General features: G+C 39.4%; 13 protein-coding genes, 1 tRNA gene, 1 pseudogene and 1 other annotated feature. Of the genes and pseudogenes, 2 read left to right on the top strand and 13 right to left on the bottom strand.

Annotated elements, in window-relative coordinates; translation table 11 throughout:
- Nucleotides 1–12: 12 nt before the first annotated feature.
- Nucleotides 13–2,349: a cation-translocating P-type ATPase gene (locus AAFQ93_RS05300; protein ID WP_375554864.1), complete on the bottom strand. Its 2,337-nt coding sequence runs from the start codon at nt 2,347–2,349 to the stop codon at nt 13–15.
- Nucleotides 2,350–2,481: 132 nt separating this feature from the next.
- Here AAFQ93_RS05300 and AAFQ93_RS05295 point away from each other — a divergent pair, with 132 nt between their 5' ends.
- A complete protein-coding gene (locus AAFQ93_RS05295) occupies nt 2,482–3,231 on the top strand; it encodes a lysophospholipid acyltransferase family protein (RefSeq protein ID WP_375554863.1) in 750 nt (249 codons plus the stop codon).
- Nucleotides 3,232–3,348: 117 nt separating this feature from the next.
- Nucleotides 3,349–3,421: transfer RNA gene (locus tag AAFQ93_RS05290), tRNA-Thr, on the top strand.
- A 508-nt stretch (nt 3,422–3,929) separates the two neighbouring features.
- Here AAFQ93_RS05290 and pyk read toward each other — a convergent pair.
- The 12 genes and pseudogenes from pyk to AAFQ93_RS05230 form a co-directional block, all read right to left on the bottom strand.
- Complete coding sequence (gene pyk, locus AAFQ93_RS05285; RefSeq protein WP_375554862.1) at nt 3,930–5,435, bottom strand: pyruvate kinase; 1,506 nt, start codon at nt 5,433–5,435, stop codon at nt 3,930–3,932.
- Nucleotides 5,436–5,501: 66 nt separating this feature from the next.
- Entirely contained in the window at nt 5,502–6,509 is a 1,008-nt protein-coding gene (pfkA, locus tag AAFQ93_RS05280) for a 6-phosphofructokinase (RefSeq protein WP_375554861.1), read from the bottom strand.
- Nucleotides 6,510–6,590: 81 nt separating this feature from the next.
- Entirely contained in the window at nt 6,591–9,692 is a 3,102-nt protein-coding gene (locus tag AAFQ93_RS05275) for a DNA polymerase III subunit alpha (protein WP_375554860.1), read from the bottom strand.
- A gap of 117 nt (nt 9,693–9,809) precedes the next feature.
- A pseudogene (locus AAFQ93_RS05270) lies at nt 9,810–10,331 on the bottom strand (B3/4 domain-containing protein); the annotation flags it as partial.
- A gap of 58 nt (nt 10,332–10,389) precedes the next feature.
- Complete coding sequence (locus AAFQ93_RS05265) at nt 10,390–10,776, bottom strand: VOC family protein (protein ID WP_000157160.1); 387 nt, start codon at nt 10,774–10,776, stop codon at nt 10,390–10,392.
- Nucleotides 10,777–10,833: 57 nt separating this feature from the next.
- Nucleotides 10,834–11,193 carry a 50S ribosomal protein L20 gene (rplT, locus tag AAFQ93_RS05260; protein ID WP_375554859.1) on the bottom strand — a complete coding sequence of 120 codons (360 nt, stop codon included), beginning with the start codon at nt 11,191–11,193 and terminating at the stop codon, nt 10,834–10,836.
- Between the two features lie 50 nt (nt 11,194–11,243).
- Complete coding sequence (gene rpmI / locus AAFQ93_RS05255) at nt 11,244–11,444, bottom strand: 50S ribosomal protein L35 (RefSeq protein WP_001125942.1); 201 nt, start codon at nt 11,442–11,444, stop codon at nt 11,244–11,246.
- Between the two features lie 32 nt (nt 11,445–11,476).
- Nucleotides 11,477–12,007: a translation initiation factor IF-3 gene (infC, locus tag AAFQ93_RS05250; RefSeq protein ID WP_000848177.1), complete on the bottom strand. Its 531-nt coding sequence runs from the start codon at nt 12,005–12,007 to the stop codon at nt 11,477–11,479.
- Nucleotides 12,008–12,022: 15 nt separating this feature from the next.
- Nucleotides 12,023–12,153, bottom strand: a sequence feature (ribosomal protein L20 leader region).
- 88 nt (nt 12,154–12,241) lie between these two features.
- On the bottom strand, nt 12,242–13,633 hold the full coding sequence (pgdA, locus tag AAFQ93_RS05245; protein WP_375554858.1) for a peptidoglycan-N-acetylglucosamine deacetylase PgdA: 1,392 nt from the start codon (nt 13,631–13,633) through the stop codon (nt 12,242–12,244).
- 114 nt (nt 13,634–13,747) lie between these two features.
- The gene (ezrA, locus tag AAFQ93_RS05240; protein ID WP_223140775.1) at nt 13,748–15,475 is read right to left on the bottom strand and encodes a septation ring formation regulator EzrA; all 1,728 of its coding nucleotides are present in this window, start codon (nt 15,473–15,475) and stop codon (nt 13,748–13,750) included.
- Nucleotides 15,476–15,556: 81 nt separating this feature from the next.
- Entirely contained in the window at nt 15,557–17,503 is a 1,947-nt protein-coding gene (gene gyrB, locus AAFQ93_RS05235; RefSeq protein ID WP_223140774.1) for a DNA topoisomerase (ATP-hydrolyzing) subunit B, read from the bottom strand.
- Nucleotides 17,504–17,517: 14 nt separating this feature from the next.
- Nucleotides 17,518–18,081, bottom strand: coding sequence for an HAD family hydrolase (locus AAFQ93_RS05230; protein WP_223140773.1), 564 nt, complete (start codon nt 18,079–18,081; stop codon nt 17,518–17,520).
- Nucleotides 18,082–18,139: the final 58 nt, after the last annotated feature.

Here is an 18,139-nt window from a genome sequence, read left to right as displayed (position 1 = left end):
TGCAGCCTTTCTTTATCTTTTAACTTGATAACGACTTGTCAGTATGAAAATCACAATAAAGACGAGCATCATAATGCTATAGATAGGCAATGTTTGACCTGTCAGTGTTGAAATTTCAAGTAGTTTTTGGATTCTTGGGAATAGAGCCGTTCCAAGGAAGCCACCAACCGACCAAATAATCAAGAGCACACGCCACAGACTAAATGGCAAACAAGCTCTAACTACAGACATGAAACCAATCGATGCCAGTAGATAATACAGAAGAGTCGAAATTTCAATGGCTGACCAGCCTTGACTGGTTCCAAAAATTTTAACAAAGAGAACACTAAAAACTACCATCAAGGCACTTGGTAGTGCACGGATCATGGATTTTCTGAGGAAGTTTTGTTCGACTGGCTTAATATTTCTCTCAAAGGTCAATACGAACGGTGGGAATCCTTCCACAAACTGGTCAATCATGGTAATCTGAATCGGGATGAATGGGAAAATCAAAATCCATTCACTACGTCCCAACAATGCACTTGCAATACAGATAACTGCTAACAAGAAAGAATAGATTGTCTTAATCAAGAAAATTGGAGCAATGTGGGCAATGTTATTGACCACACGACGACCTTCAAAGAGAATCTCAGGGACATCATTAAAGTCTGAGTTCAAGAGGACCAGATTTGCAATCTGACGAGTCGCTGGATCTCCTTCAGCCATAACGATGGAACAGTCTGCCTCACGGAGGGCTAGGATATCGTTGACACCATCTCCTGTCATAGCTGTAGTATGACCTGCTTTTTTCAACGTTTTGATGATCAGTTTCTTTTGATGAGGAGAGACACGTCCGAAAATCGCTGTCTCCTCAGCCATAGCAATCAATTCCTCGTCCGTGATCTTCGAACAATCTACATAGCTGTGGTAATCTGCAAAACCAGCTTTTTGAGCAATACTTGAAACGGTAACTGGATTATCACCAGAGATTATTTTCAGCCCCACTTCCTGAGAACGAAGATAGTCTAGAGTTTCAGCTGCCCCTTCTCGGATTGGGTCTAGAATCTCAAGCAAAGCCAAGGCTTGCATATCCGATGGTTTCTGTGGCTTGTGGTGATCAAGTTTTTCTTGACTGAGGGCCAGAACTAAGACACGAGATCCTCGTTCAAGAGCTTCTCTAGCCTCAGGAACTTCAGCATCCAACAACATCTCTGGTGCCCCTAGAAAAACAGTTCCAAGACCTTCCAACTCCATTGCTCCCCATTTACGATCGCTTGAAAATGGAAGACTAGAAATCATCGGATAAGCTACTTGACCTTGAAAACGTTGACGGATAGCTTGAGCTGTAGGATTTTTATCCTCGCTGTTTGCCATATAGCTGGTTAGTATGTCGGCAATAGCATCCTTGTCATAAGCCTGGGTCAGAGGAAGAACAGTCTCAACCTGCATCTTCCCTTGGGTGATGGTACCTGTCTTATCCAAGCAGAGCATATCCACGCGCGCTAGGGTTTCAACAGAGTACATCTCCTGCACCAAGACCTTTTTCAAACCAAGCTTGATAACAGCGGTTAAAAGAGAGGTAATGGTCAAGAGGGCAATCCCCTTAGGCAACATTCCCAAAAGAGCTGTAGAGGAATTCACTACAGAAGACTTGAGTGGCAGACCTTTTAAGACCAAAGCTTCAAGCAAGAGGGCAATTCCAAATGGAATGATGATTTTTCCAGTAAAGCCTGCTAGCTGGTCTAGCGATTTCATGATGCGTGAGTTGATGGGTTTAACTGTCTTAGCTTCAAGCATGAGTTTAGCTGCATAGTTATCTGCTCCTACATGATGAACCTGAGCGAGGACAGAACCACTGGCAAGAAAACTACCGGACAGCATTAAGTCTTCTACTTCTTTTTGCACCAAGTCGCTCTCGCCCGTTAACATGGCTTCATTGACTTCTGCAAAACCTTCTAATACAATCGCATCACTTGGAATTTGATCCCCTGCAGACAAGCGAATCACATCATCCAAAACAAGCTCTTCTGGATTCAAAGCAATCTCTTGTCCATCACGGATAGTCGTAATCTTTTCTTTATTCAAGAGATTGAGCTTATCAACCATATGTTTGGCACGTAGCTCGGTTACAATCCCAGAAAATGCATTAAAGCAGATAACCGCAAAGAAAACCAGGTTGCTCCAGGCTTGAACAAAAGCGAGCGCTAATGCAATAGCAAAGTTTAAAGCATTAAAGAGAGTAAAGACATTTCGTTTTACAATCTGCCAAGTACTGGTACTAGCTGATGCTTTGAAATCATTGACCTGTCCCTGTTTCTGACGTTCATTAACTTCTGATTGGCTTAAGCCTATAATTTTATTTTTATCCATAAATTCTATCATATCATTTTTTTAAAAATAATTCTAATTTCATATGAAGAGCAATTCAGCCTAAACAAAAAAACATTTGCTTGTCCTAGTATGATAAGGTATAATAAAAGAAAGAAAATTGAAGGAGACACCATGTTTTATACTTATCTTCGTGGGCTGGTTATGTTGATTCTTTGGTCTATCAACGGTAATGCTCACTATCATAATACTGATAAAATTCCGAGTCAAGATGAAAACTATATCCTAGTTGCTCCCCATCGTACTTGGTGGGATCCTGTCTACATGGCATTTGCGACCAAACCAAAGCAATTTGTCTTTATGGCTAAAAAGGAACTTTTCTCTAATCGAATCTTTGGTTGGTGGATTCGAATGTGTGGTGCCTTTCCCATTGACCGGGAAAATCCTAGCGCTTCGGCTATCAAATACCCTATCAATGTTCTTAAAAAGAGCGACCGATCTCTCATCATGTTTCCAAGTGGTAGTCGTCATTCTAACGATGTCAAAGGTGGCGTAGCTCTGATTGCTAAAATGGCCAAGGTTCGCATCATGCCAGTTACTTACACTGGTCCAATGACCTTAAAAGGACTCATCAGTCGCGAACGTGTCGATATGAACTTCGGAAATCCTATCGATATCTCAGACATTAAGAAGATGAATGATGAAGGAATTGAGATAGTTACTGAACGTATCCAATCAGAATTCCAACGTCTGGATGAGGAAACAAAACAATGGCACGATAACAAAAAACCAAATCCTTTGTGGTGGTTTATTCGCATACCAGCACTGATTCTTGCTGTCTTAGTTGCGATTGTTACCATCATCTTTAGCTTTATTGCAAGTTTTATCTGGAATCCAGAAAAAAAACTAAATCAATTAGGTTAGAATAAAATGGCTGAGGGATATTCTCTTAAGCCATTTTAGTTTGACTGACAGCTGATTACTTTTAAATAAAACATTTTATTGACAAAGATTTGAAACTATAGTATACTTTTTAAGTAAGCTGATTTAGCTCAGTAGGCAGAGCGCATCCATGGTAAGGATGAGGTCGCCGGTTCGATCCCGGCAATTAGCATTCTTTAACAGTTCCTTTTTATAGGAACTTTTTTTATTGACATTTTATTGTCCTTATAGTAAAATAAAACTTGCGATGAGTCGATATGTAGCGAGAGCTACTATTGAGCAAAGGAGGTCATAACGCAGGAGCGGACCTTGAGAAATTGTGTGAACCAATTTCTCACATGGAGATGCCTCTCAGGCTTTCTGGTTTTTCCAGAGAGCTTTTTTTATTTTCCTAAACACTATTAACTTCTATCTTTTAGCAATCCTTTCTGTCCAAATAGCAATAAGCTCAAGCAACAATCAAACACTTATAGACTTATTATCCAAAAAATCCTAGCTAGATTTAGACAAAAAGATACTAAGATGACCAATGAAATCTCTAATTACAGCAAAAGTTACAGAGCAAACTGTATTATATACCTTAGTATTGAAAGGAAAATGATATATTTTGTCCCTCGTCACAAAAAAAGACCTATCACACAAGCTAGAAAGCTTGATATGATAGGCTTTTTAATATTAGATTAACGTACAGTGCGGATACGCATTGTGTTAGTACGAACTGCTTCACCAAGTGGCACACCTGCAACGATAACGATATCGTCACCAGATTGTACAAGACCTGCTTCAACTGCTTTACGTTCAGCAATTTCAAACATGTCATCAGTTGATGATGGAGCTTCTGTCAACATTGGGATAACACCCCAGTTCAACATCAATCCACGTTCTGTCAATTCGTCAAATGTCAATGCCAAGATATCAGCATTTGGACGATATTTAGAGATCAAACGTGCTGTGTGACCAGTCTTAGTAAGAGTTACAACCAATTTGATGTCCATTGAGTTTGTAGCGTCTTTAACTGCTGAAGCCATAACTTCTGTCTTAGAGTTACGTTCAAATGAATCTGAGTTCAAACGTCCGTATTCGTTAAGAAGAGTTTGAGCGTTCTTATCGATAGTTGCCATTGTACGAACAGACTCAAGTGGGTATTTACCATTTGCTGACTCACCTGAAAGCATTGTAGCATCAGTTCCGTCGATAACAGCGTTAAATACGTCTGATACTTCTGAACGAGTTGCACGTGGTTTTTCAGTCATTGTTTCAAGCATGTTTGTTGCAGTGATAACAACTTTACCAGCAGCGTTCACTTTAGTGATGATCATTTTTTGGTAAACTGGAACCATTTCAAATGGTACTTCGATACCCATGTCACCACGAGCGATCATGATACCGTCAGCAGCTTCAATGATTTCATCCAAGTTATCGATACCTTGTTGGTTTTCGATTTTAGCGAACAATTGAACGTGACCGTTACCAGTTTCTTCACAGATTGCACGAACTTCGTTCACGTCTTTTGCAGTACGTACAAATGAGATCGCGATGAAGTTGATACCTTGTTCAAGACCGAAGCGGATATCAGCGTTATCACGTTCAGCAAGAGCTGGGAAAGGAATTTTAGTGTTAGGGATGTTTACACCTTTTTGTTTAGCGATAACACCGTCGTTTTCAACTTCAACGACAAATTCACGAGTTGCATCGTCTTTTTCTACAACACGAAGACCAAGTTTACCATCGTCAACCAATACTTGGCGACCAACTTCAACGTCATCATAGATGTCAAGAGCTCCAGCAACGTTCAAAGCAATCACTTCACGAGTTGATTTGATACCTTGTTTAGTTGCAACACGGATTTTTTCACCAGTTTTGTATGAGTACTCTTTAGCTTCACCTTCAAACAATTCAGTACGGATTTCTGGTCCTTTAGTGTCAAGAAGGAAACCAACTTTTTTACCTGCAAGTTTTTCTGCGAGTTTAACAGTTGCCATACGGTCACCTTGTTCTTGGTGGTCACCGTGTGAGAAGTTGAAACGGAAAGTGTTAGCTCCTGCTTCAATCAATTGAGCAATGTTTTCAGCTGAAGCTTCAACGTCAAGTTTTTCACCCCAGTATCCGTCATCACCGAATTTTTTACCACCACGGATTTCTACCGCAGGACCCAAAGTTGCAACGATTTTTACACGTTTGTTCATGATTTTTGTGACTCCTTTATATAATTCGACCTTTAATGGTCATTTTACCAGATTAGTTAAAGTTGATTATGACAAGCTCTTGTTCAAGTCAGAGAGTTCAATATCAGCTTTGTGAGGGTTATTGACAACGATCTTACCATCAGCTGTTAAGCTAAACAAAGCTCCTTCTTCTGATGTACCAAGAATTGGATTTTCAACCATTTTCTCGTTACGGATACCAACAGCGACACCACCGATTCCTTGTTTAAGGAGTTTAACAGCGTGTGCTCCCATACGTGACGCCAATACACGGTCACGAGCAGTTGGAGATCCACCACGTTGGATATGACCAAGTTCAGTTACACGAAGGTCGCTTGTATCTCCAGCTTCTTTTAGTTTTTGACCAAATTCAGCCGCTGACATAACACCTTCTGCCAAAACGATAATGTTGTGTTTCTTACCGTGTTCATATCCAGCTTTGATACTTGCTACGATGTCTTCCATCTTGAAGCCTTCTTCAGGGATGATAATTTCATCAGCACCAGTGGCAATACCAGCCCAAAGAGCGATATCTCCAGCATTACGTCCCATAACTTCAACTACGAAAGTACGACGGTGACTTGATGAGGTATCACGAATCTTATCGATGGCATCCATTGCAGTTGTAACTGCAGTATCAAATCCGATTGTGAAATCAGTACCTACGATATCGTTATCGATTGTTCCTGGAAGTCCGATAGCAGGGAACCCATGCTCAGTCAAGCGCATAGCTCCGTGATAAGAACCGTCACCACCGATAACCACGACACCTTCGATACCGTGTTTTTTCAACTGCTCAATCCCTTTAAGTTGGCCTTCGAGTTTTGCAAACTCAGGATAACGAGCAGAGTGAAGGAAAGTACCACCACGTGAAATGATGTCTCCCACTGAAGCAGCATCAAGTGGATAAATTTCGCCGGCAACCATACCTGCGTATCCATCATAGATACCAAAAACTTCCATTCCTTCTGAGATTGCTTGACGAACTACTGCACGGATGGCAGCATTCATACCAGGGGCGTCTCCACCACTAGTCAAAACAGCAATACGTTTCATTTGGTTTTGCTCCTTTTTCTTTTAACATTCTAACTGATTATACCATAATTAAAGTTAAAATTCTTTTATTTTCATTGATTTTTAACGATAAATCGTTTTCATAGTTATTTGACTCAAAGATTCCTGCAAACTAACATCTTTTGCAACAAAATAACCCGGCAAAAGAACATTTTTTTGTTCATTTTCGTAGCGAATAATGACTGGAATTTGTCCCTTGTATTGTTCTAAAATATGATAAATTTCAGAATCATGTTCATGATCAGCAGCCTGAATCCAAAATCGTTCACTCACTGCTTCTTTTAGATTATTTAATACTAACTGAAGGCGACCGTCTCTTGCCTGCACTTTTCCATTAAGGTAGTAAAATCTTCCTTCATGTAAGAGATTGTTAAATTGACGATACTGGTCAGAAAAAACTGTGACTTCAAGCTTCGTTTTACTATCACTAACTTTCAGAAAAGCCATGTTTTCACCTTTTTTAGTACGAATGACACGAATGGATTCTATCTCAACGAGTACTGTAGCTGTCTGTCCTTCAGATAGTTCAGACAAACTCACAATTGGATAGAGGGGATTCTTTGCTAAAATCAGTAAGGGATGCGGACTGATACCGACTCCAAGCCACTCCTGTTCCTTACGAAACTTTTCGACTTGCGTAAAATCCTCACTCTCAAGCCAATTGTAGCTATTATCTGCAAATAAACTACCCAATTCTTCCACAAAAATAAACAAAGTAGGTAAGTTGGATAAGATTTTTTGACGATTTTTTTCAAAACTATCGAATAAACCAATCTCGACTAGGGGAGTTAAAAGACTCAACTTCTGATAATTTTTAGGCAAGCGAGTGACAAAATCTTCGACACTACTAAAAGGACGATTCTCTAAAATCCAATAGGCAAAATCTCGAGGCATCCCCTTGATACTCTTAAGTCCCAAGTAAATAGTCTTGTCTGTCAATTTATCCTGATATGGGATTGTATTGATAGAGAGTGGTGTCAGTTCAAAGCCCATTTCGAGGGCATCGAGAATATAATCTCCACTGGCATAGTTGAGCATGACTTGATAAAAGATTTCTGGGTAATGTGTTTTAAAGTAAGCAAGCTGGAAGGCTAAAGCCGCATAAGCATAAGCATGCGATCGGTTGAAACCATAACCAGCAAATTTTTCCATGACAGCAAAAACCTGCTGAGCCTGTTCTTTTCCATGACCTTTTTCGAGTGCTCCTTGGATGAAACTTTCCTCCATTCGGTGCATCTCAGCTGCATTCTTTTTCCCCATGGCACGACGTAAAATGTCGGCCTTCCCAAGGCTAAAACCAGCATATCGCTGAGCTACTTGCATCACCTGTTCTTGGTAAAGCATAATGCCATAAGTTGGAGCCAGAATATCTTCCAAAGCTGGGTCCAGAACTGTTACCTTTTCTTTACCATGTTTTCGAGCCACAAAGTTGTCGATATAGTCACTCGCTCCCGGTCTGTTGAGGGAAGTCGTTGCCACTACTTCTTCAAAGCTTTCTGGTTTCACGCGCTTTAATAAGCGAATAGCACCAGGTTGTTCAAACTGAAAAATCCCCTTGGTCTTCCCAGCTGCAAAGAGGGCTAAAGTTTCCCTATCCTCAAGATCAATTTCCTCAATCCTTAACTGAATTCCTTGAGTTTCAAATAAGAGCTCCTGCATTTTTTGAGCGAAAGTTAGGTTTCTTAAGCCTAAGAAATCCATCTTGAGCAAGCCATTTCCTTCAACTCCATGTGCATCATACTGGGTAATGAGCATATCCTCACCATACTTAAGAGGAATATAGTCCGTTAGATTTTTATCACTAATCACGACACCAGCAGCGTGGATAGAGGTCTGTCGAGGATAACCTTCTAGTTTTTTAGCGATAGAAAAGGCTTTTTGGTACTCAATCTTACTTTGAATCAGTTGTCTAAATCCTAGATTGCCTTCATAGGCGATTGTCAAGGTATCTTTGAAACCAATTTTCTTGGTTATGGATGTCAACTCGTACTCGGGAACACCATACCGTTTAAAAACATCTCGGATAGCCTGTTTGGCACCAAAAGTCGAGTAGGTGACTATCTGAGCAGCGTGAATACTACCATAACGGTCACGAACATAGCGGATAAATTCAGGACGATAGATATCAGGAATATCAATATCGATATCAGGCATGGTATAGCGTTCACGATTTAAAAAGCGCTCAAAGATAAGATTCTTAGCTACAGGATCAATACCAGTAATATTTAAGGCATAGGCCACTAGACTTCCAACTGCAGACCCACGTCCCATTCCCATATAATATCCCTGAGAACGACCAAAACGTAAGAGATCCCAGACAACCAAGAAATAGTCATCGAATCCCATGTCATGAATCACAGATAGTTCTTCTTCCAAACGAGCCTGATAAACTGAATCGAGTAAGCCTTTCTGTTCCAAGCCCTTAATAGCTCTTTCGCGCAACTCTTCAACAGCAGGACGCTCTGGATTGAAACGTGGAAGCTTGAGACTACTATCAATCTCATAAGTAGTTGCTCCAATCAGTTCAGAAAGATTTTCTAAGGCTTGCGGAAACTTTTCTTGAAATACTTGCTCTAAGCGATCAGCAGGTAAAAACAAGCCTTGTTGCGATTGAACATCTACCTCTCGCAAGGTCACATTTTCCTTAATCGCCTTGAGCATTTGAAGCGTTTCTAAATCCTCAGATTCGAAGGAATTAACACGATAAAGTGGGAGAATGGAGTGAGAAAAATTCGACTGAGGTGTATCTGGATACACTCCGATATAATAGTCATGCCCTAAGTCCAAGAAATCAATTGAAGAATAATAGGGAACAATAACACAAACATCTTCTAGATAGGGAGAAAAATCAGTCCATTCCTTTTTACCTGTCATTTTTAGAGTCGAAATCTTCATGAGATTTCGATAGCCATGATTTGACAAGGCTAAAAATCGAAGGTTGACGAGTTCCTCCTTATGATGAACAGTCATCTCAAGACCTAATACAGGCTGAATCCCTTGCTTTTGGCACTCTTTGATAAAATAATAAGCTCCATAGAGATTATCAATATCCATGATTCCAAGTGCTGAGTAGCCGTATGCTTTCCCTTGGTCAACATACTTCTGAATGGAAATCATACTCTCCATGAAACTATAAACCGTTTTTGTATCAAGTTGTGCAATCACTCGCTATCACCTCCCTTTTTCTACTTATATTATACCATTTTAGAAAATAGAAAAACAATTTCTTTCTTCCCTTGTAGAAAAAAGAACCACAGTTGAATTAACCGTGATTCCCATTCATTATTCTACCTCTAGGATAGGATTTGTAGCTGTCAAGTGGCTGATCTTACCACTGATACCAAAATATTCCTCAATTTTAGTATGTAATTCTAGCATTGCTTCCCGAGCTCGTGATGCCTGTTCTTCATTGATAGCTTCAATGACTAAAACAGCATCTTTGGTTTCTTCTGTTAACATGGTTCTTTGGGCTTCACGCCAGTTTAAACACCGACAAACCGCACCTTGTTCATCAAAATAAATCATTTCATCAGCTAAGGCAGGAGCATCACTTTCAGCCCCTAGTGGAAAGAAGGATTCATTCCCTTGAGCTCTTCCAAGACATAAGTCACCAACAATCTTAGCTAAATCCTCTCCCCCCATACAAGGAACTGTGTAAGAAAGTGAAACGCTATTATAGACATCTACCAAAGGATTTATTAGATTAAATTCTCTTCCTTGACTCACACATTTTAATAAAGCCTCAATAGAAGAACGAGCACATTTTTTTGTTTTGAGTTAAGTGAATGCCTGACGCCATTCTTTTTCTTTCATTCTACTACAAATTCAAAAAACGAGTAGCCTACAAGCTACTCGATAGGAACTATAATGAATTTTCACGAATCACTTCTACCTTGTATCCATCTGGATCTTTGATAAAGTAATAGTTTGGTTGAGTCCCTGGAAGTCCATTAGGTGCTGTTACTTCATAGCCTTTGTCGCTATGTTCTTTATGAAGAGCCTCAAGGTCAGGTGTACTTAGGGCGATGTGAGCAAAACCGTCACCGACAACATAAGGTCCGTGATCATAGTTGTAGGTCAACTCCAACTCATAATCATCACCTTCAAGTCCAAGATAAACAATAGTGAAAGCATAGTCTGGAAAGTCTCTACGACGTAATTCCTTAAAACCAAAGGCATCCTGATAAAAAGCGATTGATTTTTCAAGATTTTCAACTCGCAAGCAAGTGTGTAGCATTTTAGAAGCCATTTTTTTCTCCTTTGTTTAAAAAAGACTGGGACAAACTTGCACCAGTCTTATGAATAATTATTTACCAAGTTTTGCTTTAGCTGCATCTGCAAGAACTGCGAAAGCTGCTGCATCGTTAACAGCCAAGTCAGCAAGCATTTTACGGTTAACTTCGATCTCAGCCAATTTCAAACCATGCATCAATTGTGAGTATGAAAGTCCGTTGATACGAGCTGCCGCATTGATACGTGTGATCCACAATTTACGGAAGTCACGTTTCTTTTGACGACGGTCACGGTATGCATAGTAGTAAGAGTTCATTACTTGTTCTTTTGCAGTACGGAACAAGATGTGTTTAGCTCCATAGTAACCTTTTGCTAATTTAAGAATACGTTTACGACGTTTGCGTGATACAACGCCACCTTTAACACGTGCCATTTATATTTCCTCCAAATATTTCCTAGAATTGTTTACTTACAAATACGCGATTATTTCAAGCGAGTAAGCATTGCTTTGATACGTTTGAAATCTCCTGAATGCACCATAGATGCTTTACGAAGATGACGACGTTGTTTTTTAGTTTTTCCGTGGAAACGGTGAGAAGTGTAAGCACGGAAACGTTTAAGTCCACCAGAACCTGTACGTTTGAAACGTTTAGCTGATGCGCGGTGTGTTTTTTGTTTTGGCATGATTTTTTCTCCTTTATTTAACTTTCTGACAATTATTTTTTGTCAGTTGCTGGCGCCAATTGCATGAACATTTGGCGTCCATCCATTTTAGCACGTTGTTCAATGATAGCAATATCTTGAGTTGCTTCAGCGAACTCGGCTAAAACTTTTGCACCAATCTCTTTATGGGTGATCATACGCCCCTTAAAGCGAATGGATACCTTCACTTTATTCCCTTTTTCAAGGAATTTGCGAGCATTGCGAAGTTTAGTTTCGAAGTCACCCTTGTCAATAACAGGGCTCAAACGAACTTCTTTCACGGTCACAACGCTTTGTTTTTTGCGTTGTTCTTTTTGTTTCTTCTGGTACTCAAATTTGAACTTGCCATAGTCCATAATTTTTGCAACAGGAGGTTTAGCTTGAGGTTGAATGAGAACCAAGTCCACATTAGCTTCGTCCGCAAGTGCTTGCGCTTCGCTTAGTGGTTTGATACCCAATTGCTCACCTTCAAGACCGATTAAGCGAACTTCGCGTACACGAATTTCATCATTGATGAATAAGTCTTGCTTTGCTATGGTTTTCACCTCTTTTTTTAATTTAGAGAAAAACAAGAGCGGACTTGCTAACGCAAACCCGCACTACATGATTGTATTTCATTTCTGAAATTTGATCCGTAGGGGCCAGACAACGTTAGTCGCAAGGCGAGAAGTTCTCACTTCTGCTTTTCTCAACTTTTATATAATATCAAGTTTTCCCCTACTTGTCAAGATTAAAAATATCTTTTTTTAATTTTTTCAAAATATTTGCCGACAATGACCTTACTGGTTACGAGAATAGTAAATCTCATGCGGCTTCAAACGAGTATTGAGTAGTTCTGATACAGTCACAAAACTATAACCTTGTCCCTGCAAATACTCAATAACCTTTGGTAATGAATTAACAGATGTTTGATGGATATCATGCATCAAAATGATAGATCCATTGCTTACCTGACGTTGAATTTCTGTTAAAATAGCAGCTTCATTTTTACTCTTCCAATCCAAACTATCCACATCCCACATAATAAAGCTTAAATCAAGGCTATTGCGAATATCATCTGAGACTGCACCGTATGGCGGACGCATCAATTTAGAACTTTTTCCAAGAACTTTTGTAATAGCGTCTTCGGTATCTGTGAGCTGTTTCTTAGCATCTTCCAGTGACAGTTTTGTTAAAATTGGGTGATTCCAACTATGGTTTCCAACTTCATGACCTTCAGACTGCATACGTTTAAGAATCGACTCATTACCTGCAATATTCTTTCCTTGGACAAAGAAAGTTGCTTTAATCTTGTATTTAGCCAAGATATCCAATGCCTGTGGTGTTGTATTTCCGTCCGGTCCATCATCAAAGGTAAGAGCTACTACTTTTTTATTTTTCTCAGCCTGAGCCTTCTTATAAAGTTCTGCATCCTTTTCAGTTAGATAGGACGATTGGATAACATCAAAGAAGTCTGAAATAGGCAAAGCTATTTCTTCTACATTATTAATTGCTTTGACTGGATATGACACCAATTGACTATCTTTGTAAGCGAACTTCCAAGATGATAAATCGCTAGCTGAAAAATCGGCTATTACTTGATCAACAAGAGTTTGTTCAAGCTTTTTATCTTGGAGCGTTGACTTGATATTCTCAAGAAATGTTTCTTTGGCTTTGCTAGCATCTGTAAAGAGCTGATCTAAAGTAAACAGGGTCCCATCTTCCTTAAGATAAAGCTGATCTAATGATGTATTTTCTAATTCTACAACAGTAGAATCACTCAAATCATAGACCTGTTTTTTCACAAGATGACTCTCCACACCCTTGATAGAAGAAGAATCTTTCTCAGAGTAGTAAAAGATCAAATCTTCCTTATCTTCTACCTTATCCGTGATATCTTTTACAATGATATCCTGAACAGGGGTAATGACCTTGTCCCCCGTCATAGGATAGTAGGTGATGATTTCTGCCTGCCCTTTACGAAAATGATCTTTCTGACTTCCTTGTGAATAGGAATCATCTTTTTCTTTTTTCAGTGCTTCAATTTTTTGCTCAAAAGCTTGATTGGTCAAGACTTTATAAGCAATACCAGCACCTAATGTTAAGATTGTGAAGAATAGAAGCCCCACAATAATCCACAAATTTCTTCTCTTCTTGTCGTTTACTTTACGGTTTGTTCTTTTTTTTGTCATAGTCTTATCATATCAAATCAGGCCTATAATTTCAATGATAAATAGGAAAATGTCCATTTTTTAAGAAAAGAAAGGTAAAAGAAAAGGCCTAGATTTTTCTAGGACTTTTCTTGATTAAAATCGAATGATTTCTCTTGTTTTTTCATATGAAGAAACAAAGCGATTTGTTACTCCTGGCTCAGCAACTTCCAAAGCTTGGGAAATCTTTTCAAAAGATGCTTGATAATCAAAGGCATTTTCAAAGATTTCTAAAGATTCATGGAAGGCTTGTTGAATCCCTTCATCAAATGATCTGTAGCGATTAGAATATTGAAGCAACTGTTCTGTCAAGGTAGCATATTGCACGATACTGTATGTTTCTGTTTCCAAAACTTCCATATCATGTGACGCGATTTCTAGGATACGATTGACAGACTCAATGTTGACTTGTGACTGTTCCAATTCTGCCATCAAATCCTCTGTACTATGGCTAGCAGCAAAGAACAATTTCAAGAAGTTCTGTGGGATTCCTGGAAGATTTCTCTTTTCCATGTAGCGCTTGATTGTGTGAAGGCGATTGACGTAAACATTTGCCTTTTGACGTGCATTAACATCATCTTTTTCAATCTGCACTAGACGTTCGCTCACTGAAACTTGATCATCTTCAATTTCTTTTAATGTAGCTTGAACATTTTCTAAACGTTCTTCCAATACAGAGTAAGCTTCTGAATATTCCTCTTGTTCTGAAGTCAAATCGCTAACTGTAAGTTCTAGGGAATCCAAATCCACTTGAAGACGACGAACATGATTTACATCACTCTCAGCCATCAAGTAGGTCTTGCTCAAACGCTCGATATCTTTAACCAAGACTTGATTATTGTCTTTTAAGTGGTCAAGGTAGGTTGGAAGTGTTGACAACAAGTTTTCAACAACTTTTTGAGAAGCAATCTCTCGTGTGAAAATATTATAGAGAGCATTGATTTCTTCTTGAATCTGAGTATTTTCATATTCAGCATTGTCCAATTCCAATTTTTTAATATTTTCTTGGTTATTTTTCAAAGCTTCATACAACAACTGTAAACGTGATTCTATGTCAGTTTCTACAAAGTGATAGTTGGCATCAAGCAACTTACGATAGCCAGCCTCTAGATCTTCAAGTTGATCAGGGAGTTCAGTCGTTAGTTTAGTAACAATTGCTGGAATTCTCTCTACGATATGTGTCAAAGCGAGAATATGATTTTCAGCATTATCCAAAATCCCTGCTGCTTCAACTGGATCTCCTGAAGAGTTTAGCGTCACAAATTGAGAAAATTCAGATTGGATGTTCTCCAATTGTTTTTCAATTTCAGGAAGCGCTTGACCATATTTCTCAGAATCTTCTGCGACTGTTTTCTGCAGGCTTTCAAATAAATCTAAAGCATGCAAGACACGACCACTATTTTTGGATTCTTGTTTTTCTAGATCTGCCAAAGCATTTCGAATGGAAGCAATATCTTCTTCGATAAGGGTAATCTGGCTTTCAATTTGATCAATTTTGTGTTGAGCCTTCAAGAAACGAAATGAATTATTGTACCCTTCTGCTTCAAACAGATTATTCTCAATATCCGCAAATGAGTTGAGTGATAGGTCTACCCATTTTTGGTTCCACTCTCTAAATGCAATCTGACTTTGACCAATCAGATGCATATTCTTAACAGCTTCTACTTCATCGTTAACTGGAAGGTTATACAACTCTTCCTTTCTTTCTTCTAATACTGCGAGCCTCTTTTCATTGCGTTTGCGTAACAAAACTGCCATAACATATGCAATAATCAGAAGAGCCGCGATTGCAATCATAGTAATAATCAACAGATTATCAGACATATCAAACTCCTTTTTATACATGAAACAATTGTAATGATTATATCATATTTTTCAAACCATGGGAACTATTTCCCAATTTTTTTAAACGTCAAGTGTACTGTAGACCGCATTTTCTTCGATAAATTCTCGACGTGGTTCTACACGGTCACCCATGAGCATATCAAAGATTTTATCTGCTTCTGCAGCATCATCAACTGATACACGCGCCATGAGACGATGTTCTGGGTTCATAGTTGTTTCCCAAAGTTGATGGTCATCCATTTCTCCAAGACCTTTATAACGCTGAATAGTTGGTTTTGAACGTCCTTCACTATAGCGAGCCAAGGCTTCCTGGAGACGGATTTCTTGATCTGCTCCAGGTTGGATGTATTCTTTAATTTCACTGCCGACCTTAACACCGTAAATTGGTGGTTGAGCGATATAAACATAACCTGCTTCTAAAACGGGTTTCATATAACGATAAATCAAGGTTAACAAGAGGGTACGGATGTGAGCTCCATCGACATCGGCATCCGTCATGATAACGAGTTTTTGGTAACGGGCCTTTCTGACATCAAATTCAGCACCAAAGCCTGTTCCCATAGCTGTGAAAAGGCTACGAATTTCTTCATTGGCAAGGATTTTATCCATGCTGGCCTTTTCAACGTTGAGGATTTTACCGCGAATCGGTAAAATCGCTTGGAATTCACGGTTACGACCAGACTTTGCAGAACCTCCCGCTGAATCTCCTTCGACGATGAAAAGTTCAGTTTCAGCTGGATTATTTGAAGAACAGTCTGCTAATTTCCCTGGAAGGTTTGAAATCTCTAAACCAGATTTCTTACGAGTAACCTCACGCGCACGCTTGGCTGCTACACGCGCCTTAGCTGCCAAAATCCCTTTTTCAACAATCCGCTTAGCAATCTGTGGATTTTCCATTAGGAAGTCTGAAAATGCTTCACTAAAGAGGCGATTGGTAATCTTGACAACTTCACTATTTCCAAGTTTAGTTTTCGTTTGTCCTTCAAATTGAGGATTTGGATGTTTAACAGAGATAACGGCAGTCAATCCTTCACGGACATCCTCACCTGTAAGGTTATCTTCGTTATCTTTTAGGAGTTTGTTTTTACGAGCGTAATCATTGATGACACGAGTTAGGGCTGTACGGAAACCTTGTTCATGTGTTCCACCTTCATGTGTATGAATGTTATTGGCAAAACTCATGACATTTTCATGGTAACCAGTTGTATATTGCATGGCTACTTCAACTGTGATGTCATCCATTTCTCCATCAGTGTAGATTGGCGTATCAAAGATTACATCTTTGTTTTCATTGATATACTCAACGTAACTCGCAATCCCACCTTCGTAGTGGTAGTGTCTTGTTTGTTCAAGTCCCTCACGCTTGTCAGTGATGGAGATTTGAAGACCACGGTTCAAAAAGGCTAGCTCCTGAATCCGCTTGTTTAATTTATCAAAATCAAAAGTTGTTGTTTCTGTAAAAATCTCTGGGTCTGGCGTGAAGTGTACGGTTGTACCTGTTTTATCTGTATCTCCAATCACCTCAAGGTCAGCAACAACATGTCCACGACGGTATTCTTGGTAATGGATTTTTCCATTTTTGTGAACACGAACATCCAACTGAGTTGAGAGGGCATTTACAACCGATGAACCTACACCGTGGAGTCCACCTGAAACCTTGTAACCGCCACCGCCAAATTTACCTCCAGCGTGAAGAACGGTAAAGACAGTTTCAACGGCAGGACGGCCTGTCTTTTCTTGAATATCAACAGGGATACCACGTCCATCATCAACAACCGTAATAGAGTCATCTGGCTCAATAAAGACCTGAATATGACTAGCAAATCCCGCCAAGGCCTCATCGATAGAGTTATCAACGATTTCCCAGACTAGGTGGTGAAGACCTTCTTTTGAAGTCGATCCGATATACATTCCAGGACGCATACGAACGGCTTCCAGACCTTCCAAAACTTGAATCTGACTGGCATCATAATCCTGTGCCTGTTGGTTTTTGATTTCTTCTGTCATTTTTTCCCTTTTTCTTACATTTCTAATACTTGTCTCAATGTCACGATATTTTTAAAGAGATGCGTCGCTAAGCCTGCTGCTTGTCCAGCTTCAATATCGATAGGACGGTCACCAATAACGATACCAGAGCTTATCTTGTACTTATCTCGCAAATAGATCATAGACTCTGGATTTGGTTTTCTCTTAAAGCCAGAGCTAGCTGTTACTACTTCTGTAAAATAGTCAGCAATACCAGTCTTTTCAAGAATATCCAAAACTTGGTCATTGCGATGTGAAACCAAAAAGTTCCGTCCTCCCTGGTCTGAGATTTCCTCCAATAAAGCAGGTACTCCCTCAAACAAGGCAGGATGTTCAAGCTCTCGCGCTTCGTTTTCCTTATATTTTTCTAAAAAATGCTCTATTGTTGGGGCAAATTGGTCAATCGCAAAAGCAGTTGACACTTTCAAGGCATTATAAACTTTATCATGTTCTTCTTCGATTCCAAATTGAGCTAATGTTTCCACAAAAGCCGCGGTCGAAGTCTCATAATTATCAAGTAAAGTTCCACCTAAATCCCAGATGTAATCGTGATATTTCATACCCTTCATTATAGCATTTTTTTATCAAAAAAGCGACGATTTCCTTCTATTTTAACAG

Origin of the sequence: Streptococcus nidrosiense (assembly GCF_042140045.1) — a bacterium.
Taxonomy (GTDB): Bacteria; Bacillota; Bacilli; order Lactobacillales; family Streptococcaceae; genus Streptococcus; species Streptococcus nidrosiense.
This window is presented reverse-complemented; position numbering and strand designations above follow the sequence as displayed.

Bases quoted from the DNA above. Each gene is read 5' to 3' on its own strand.
- gyrB (WP_223140774.1), bottom strand. From the start codon at position 17,503: ATGACAGAAGAAATCAAAAACCAACAGGCACAGGATTATGATGCCAGT.
- pgdA (WP_375554858.1), bottom strand. From the start codon at position 13,633: ATGACAAAAAAAAGAACAAACCGTAAAGTAAACGACAAGAAGAGAAGA.
- ezrA (WP_223140775.1), bottom strand. From the start codon at position 15,475: ATGTCTGATAATCTGTTGATTATTACTATGATTGCAATCGCGGCTCTT.
- AAFQ93_RS05300 (WP_375554864.1), bottom strand. From the start codon at position 2,349: ATGGATAAAAATAAAATTATAGGCTTAAGCCAATCAGAAGTTAATGAA.
- AAFQ93_RS05295 (WP_375554863.1), top strand. From the start codon at position 2,482: ATGTTTTATACTTATCTTCGTGGGCTGGTTATGTTGATTCTTTGGTCT.
- AAFQ93_RS05265 (WP_000157160.1), bottom strand. From the start codon at position 10,776: ATGGCTTCTAAAATGCTACACACTTGCTTGCGAGTTGAAAATCTTGAA.
- pfkA (WP_375554861.1), bottom strand. From the start codon at position 6,509: ATGAAACGTATTGCTGTTTTGACTAGTGGTGGAGACGCCCCTGGTATG.
- pyk (WP_375554862.1), bottom strand. From the start codon at position 5,435: ATGAACAAACGTGTAAAAATCGTTGCAACTTTGGGTCCTGCGGTAGAA.
- rpmI (WP_001125942.1), bottom strand. From the start codon at position 11,444: ATGCCAAAACAAAAAACACACCGCGCATCAGCTAAACGTTTCAAACGT.
- rplT (WP_375554859.1), bottom strand. From the start codon at position 11,193: ATGGCACGTGTTAAAGGTGGCGTTGTATCACGCAAACGTCGTAAACGT.
- AAFQ93_RS05230 (WP_223140773.1), bottom strand. From the start codon at position 18,081: ATGAAATATCACGATTACATCTGGGATTTAGGTGGAACTTTACTTGAT.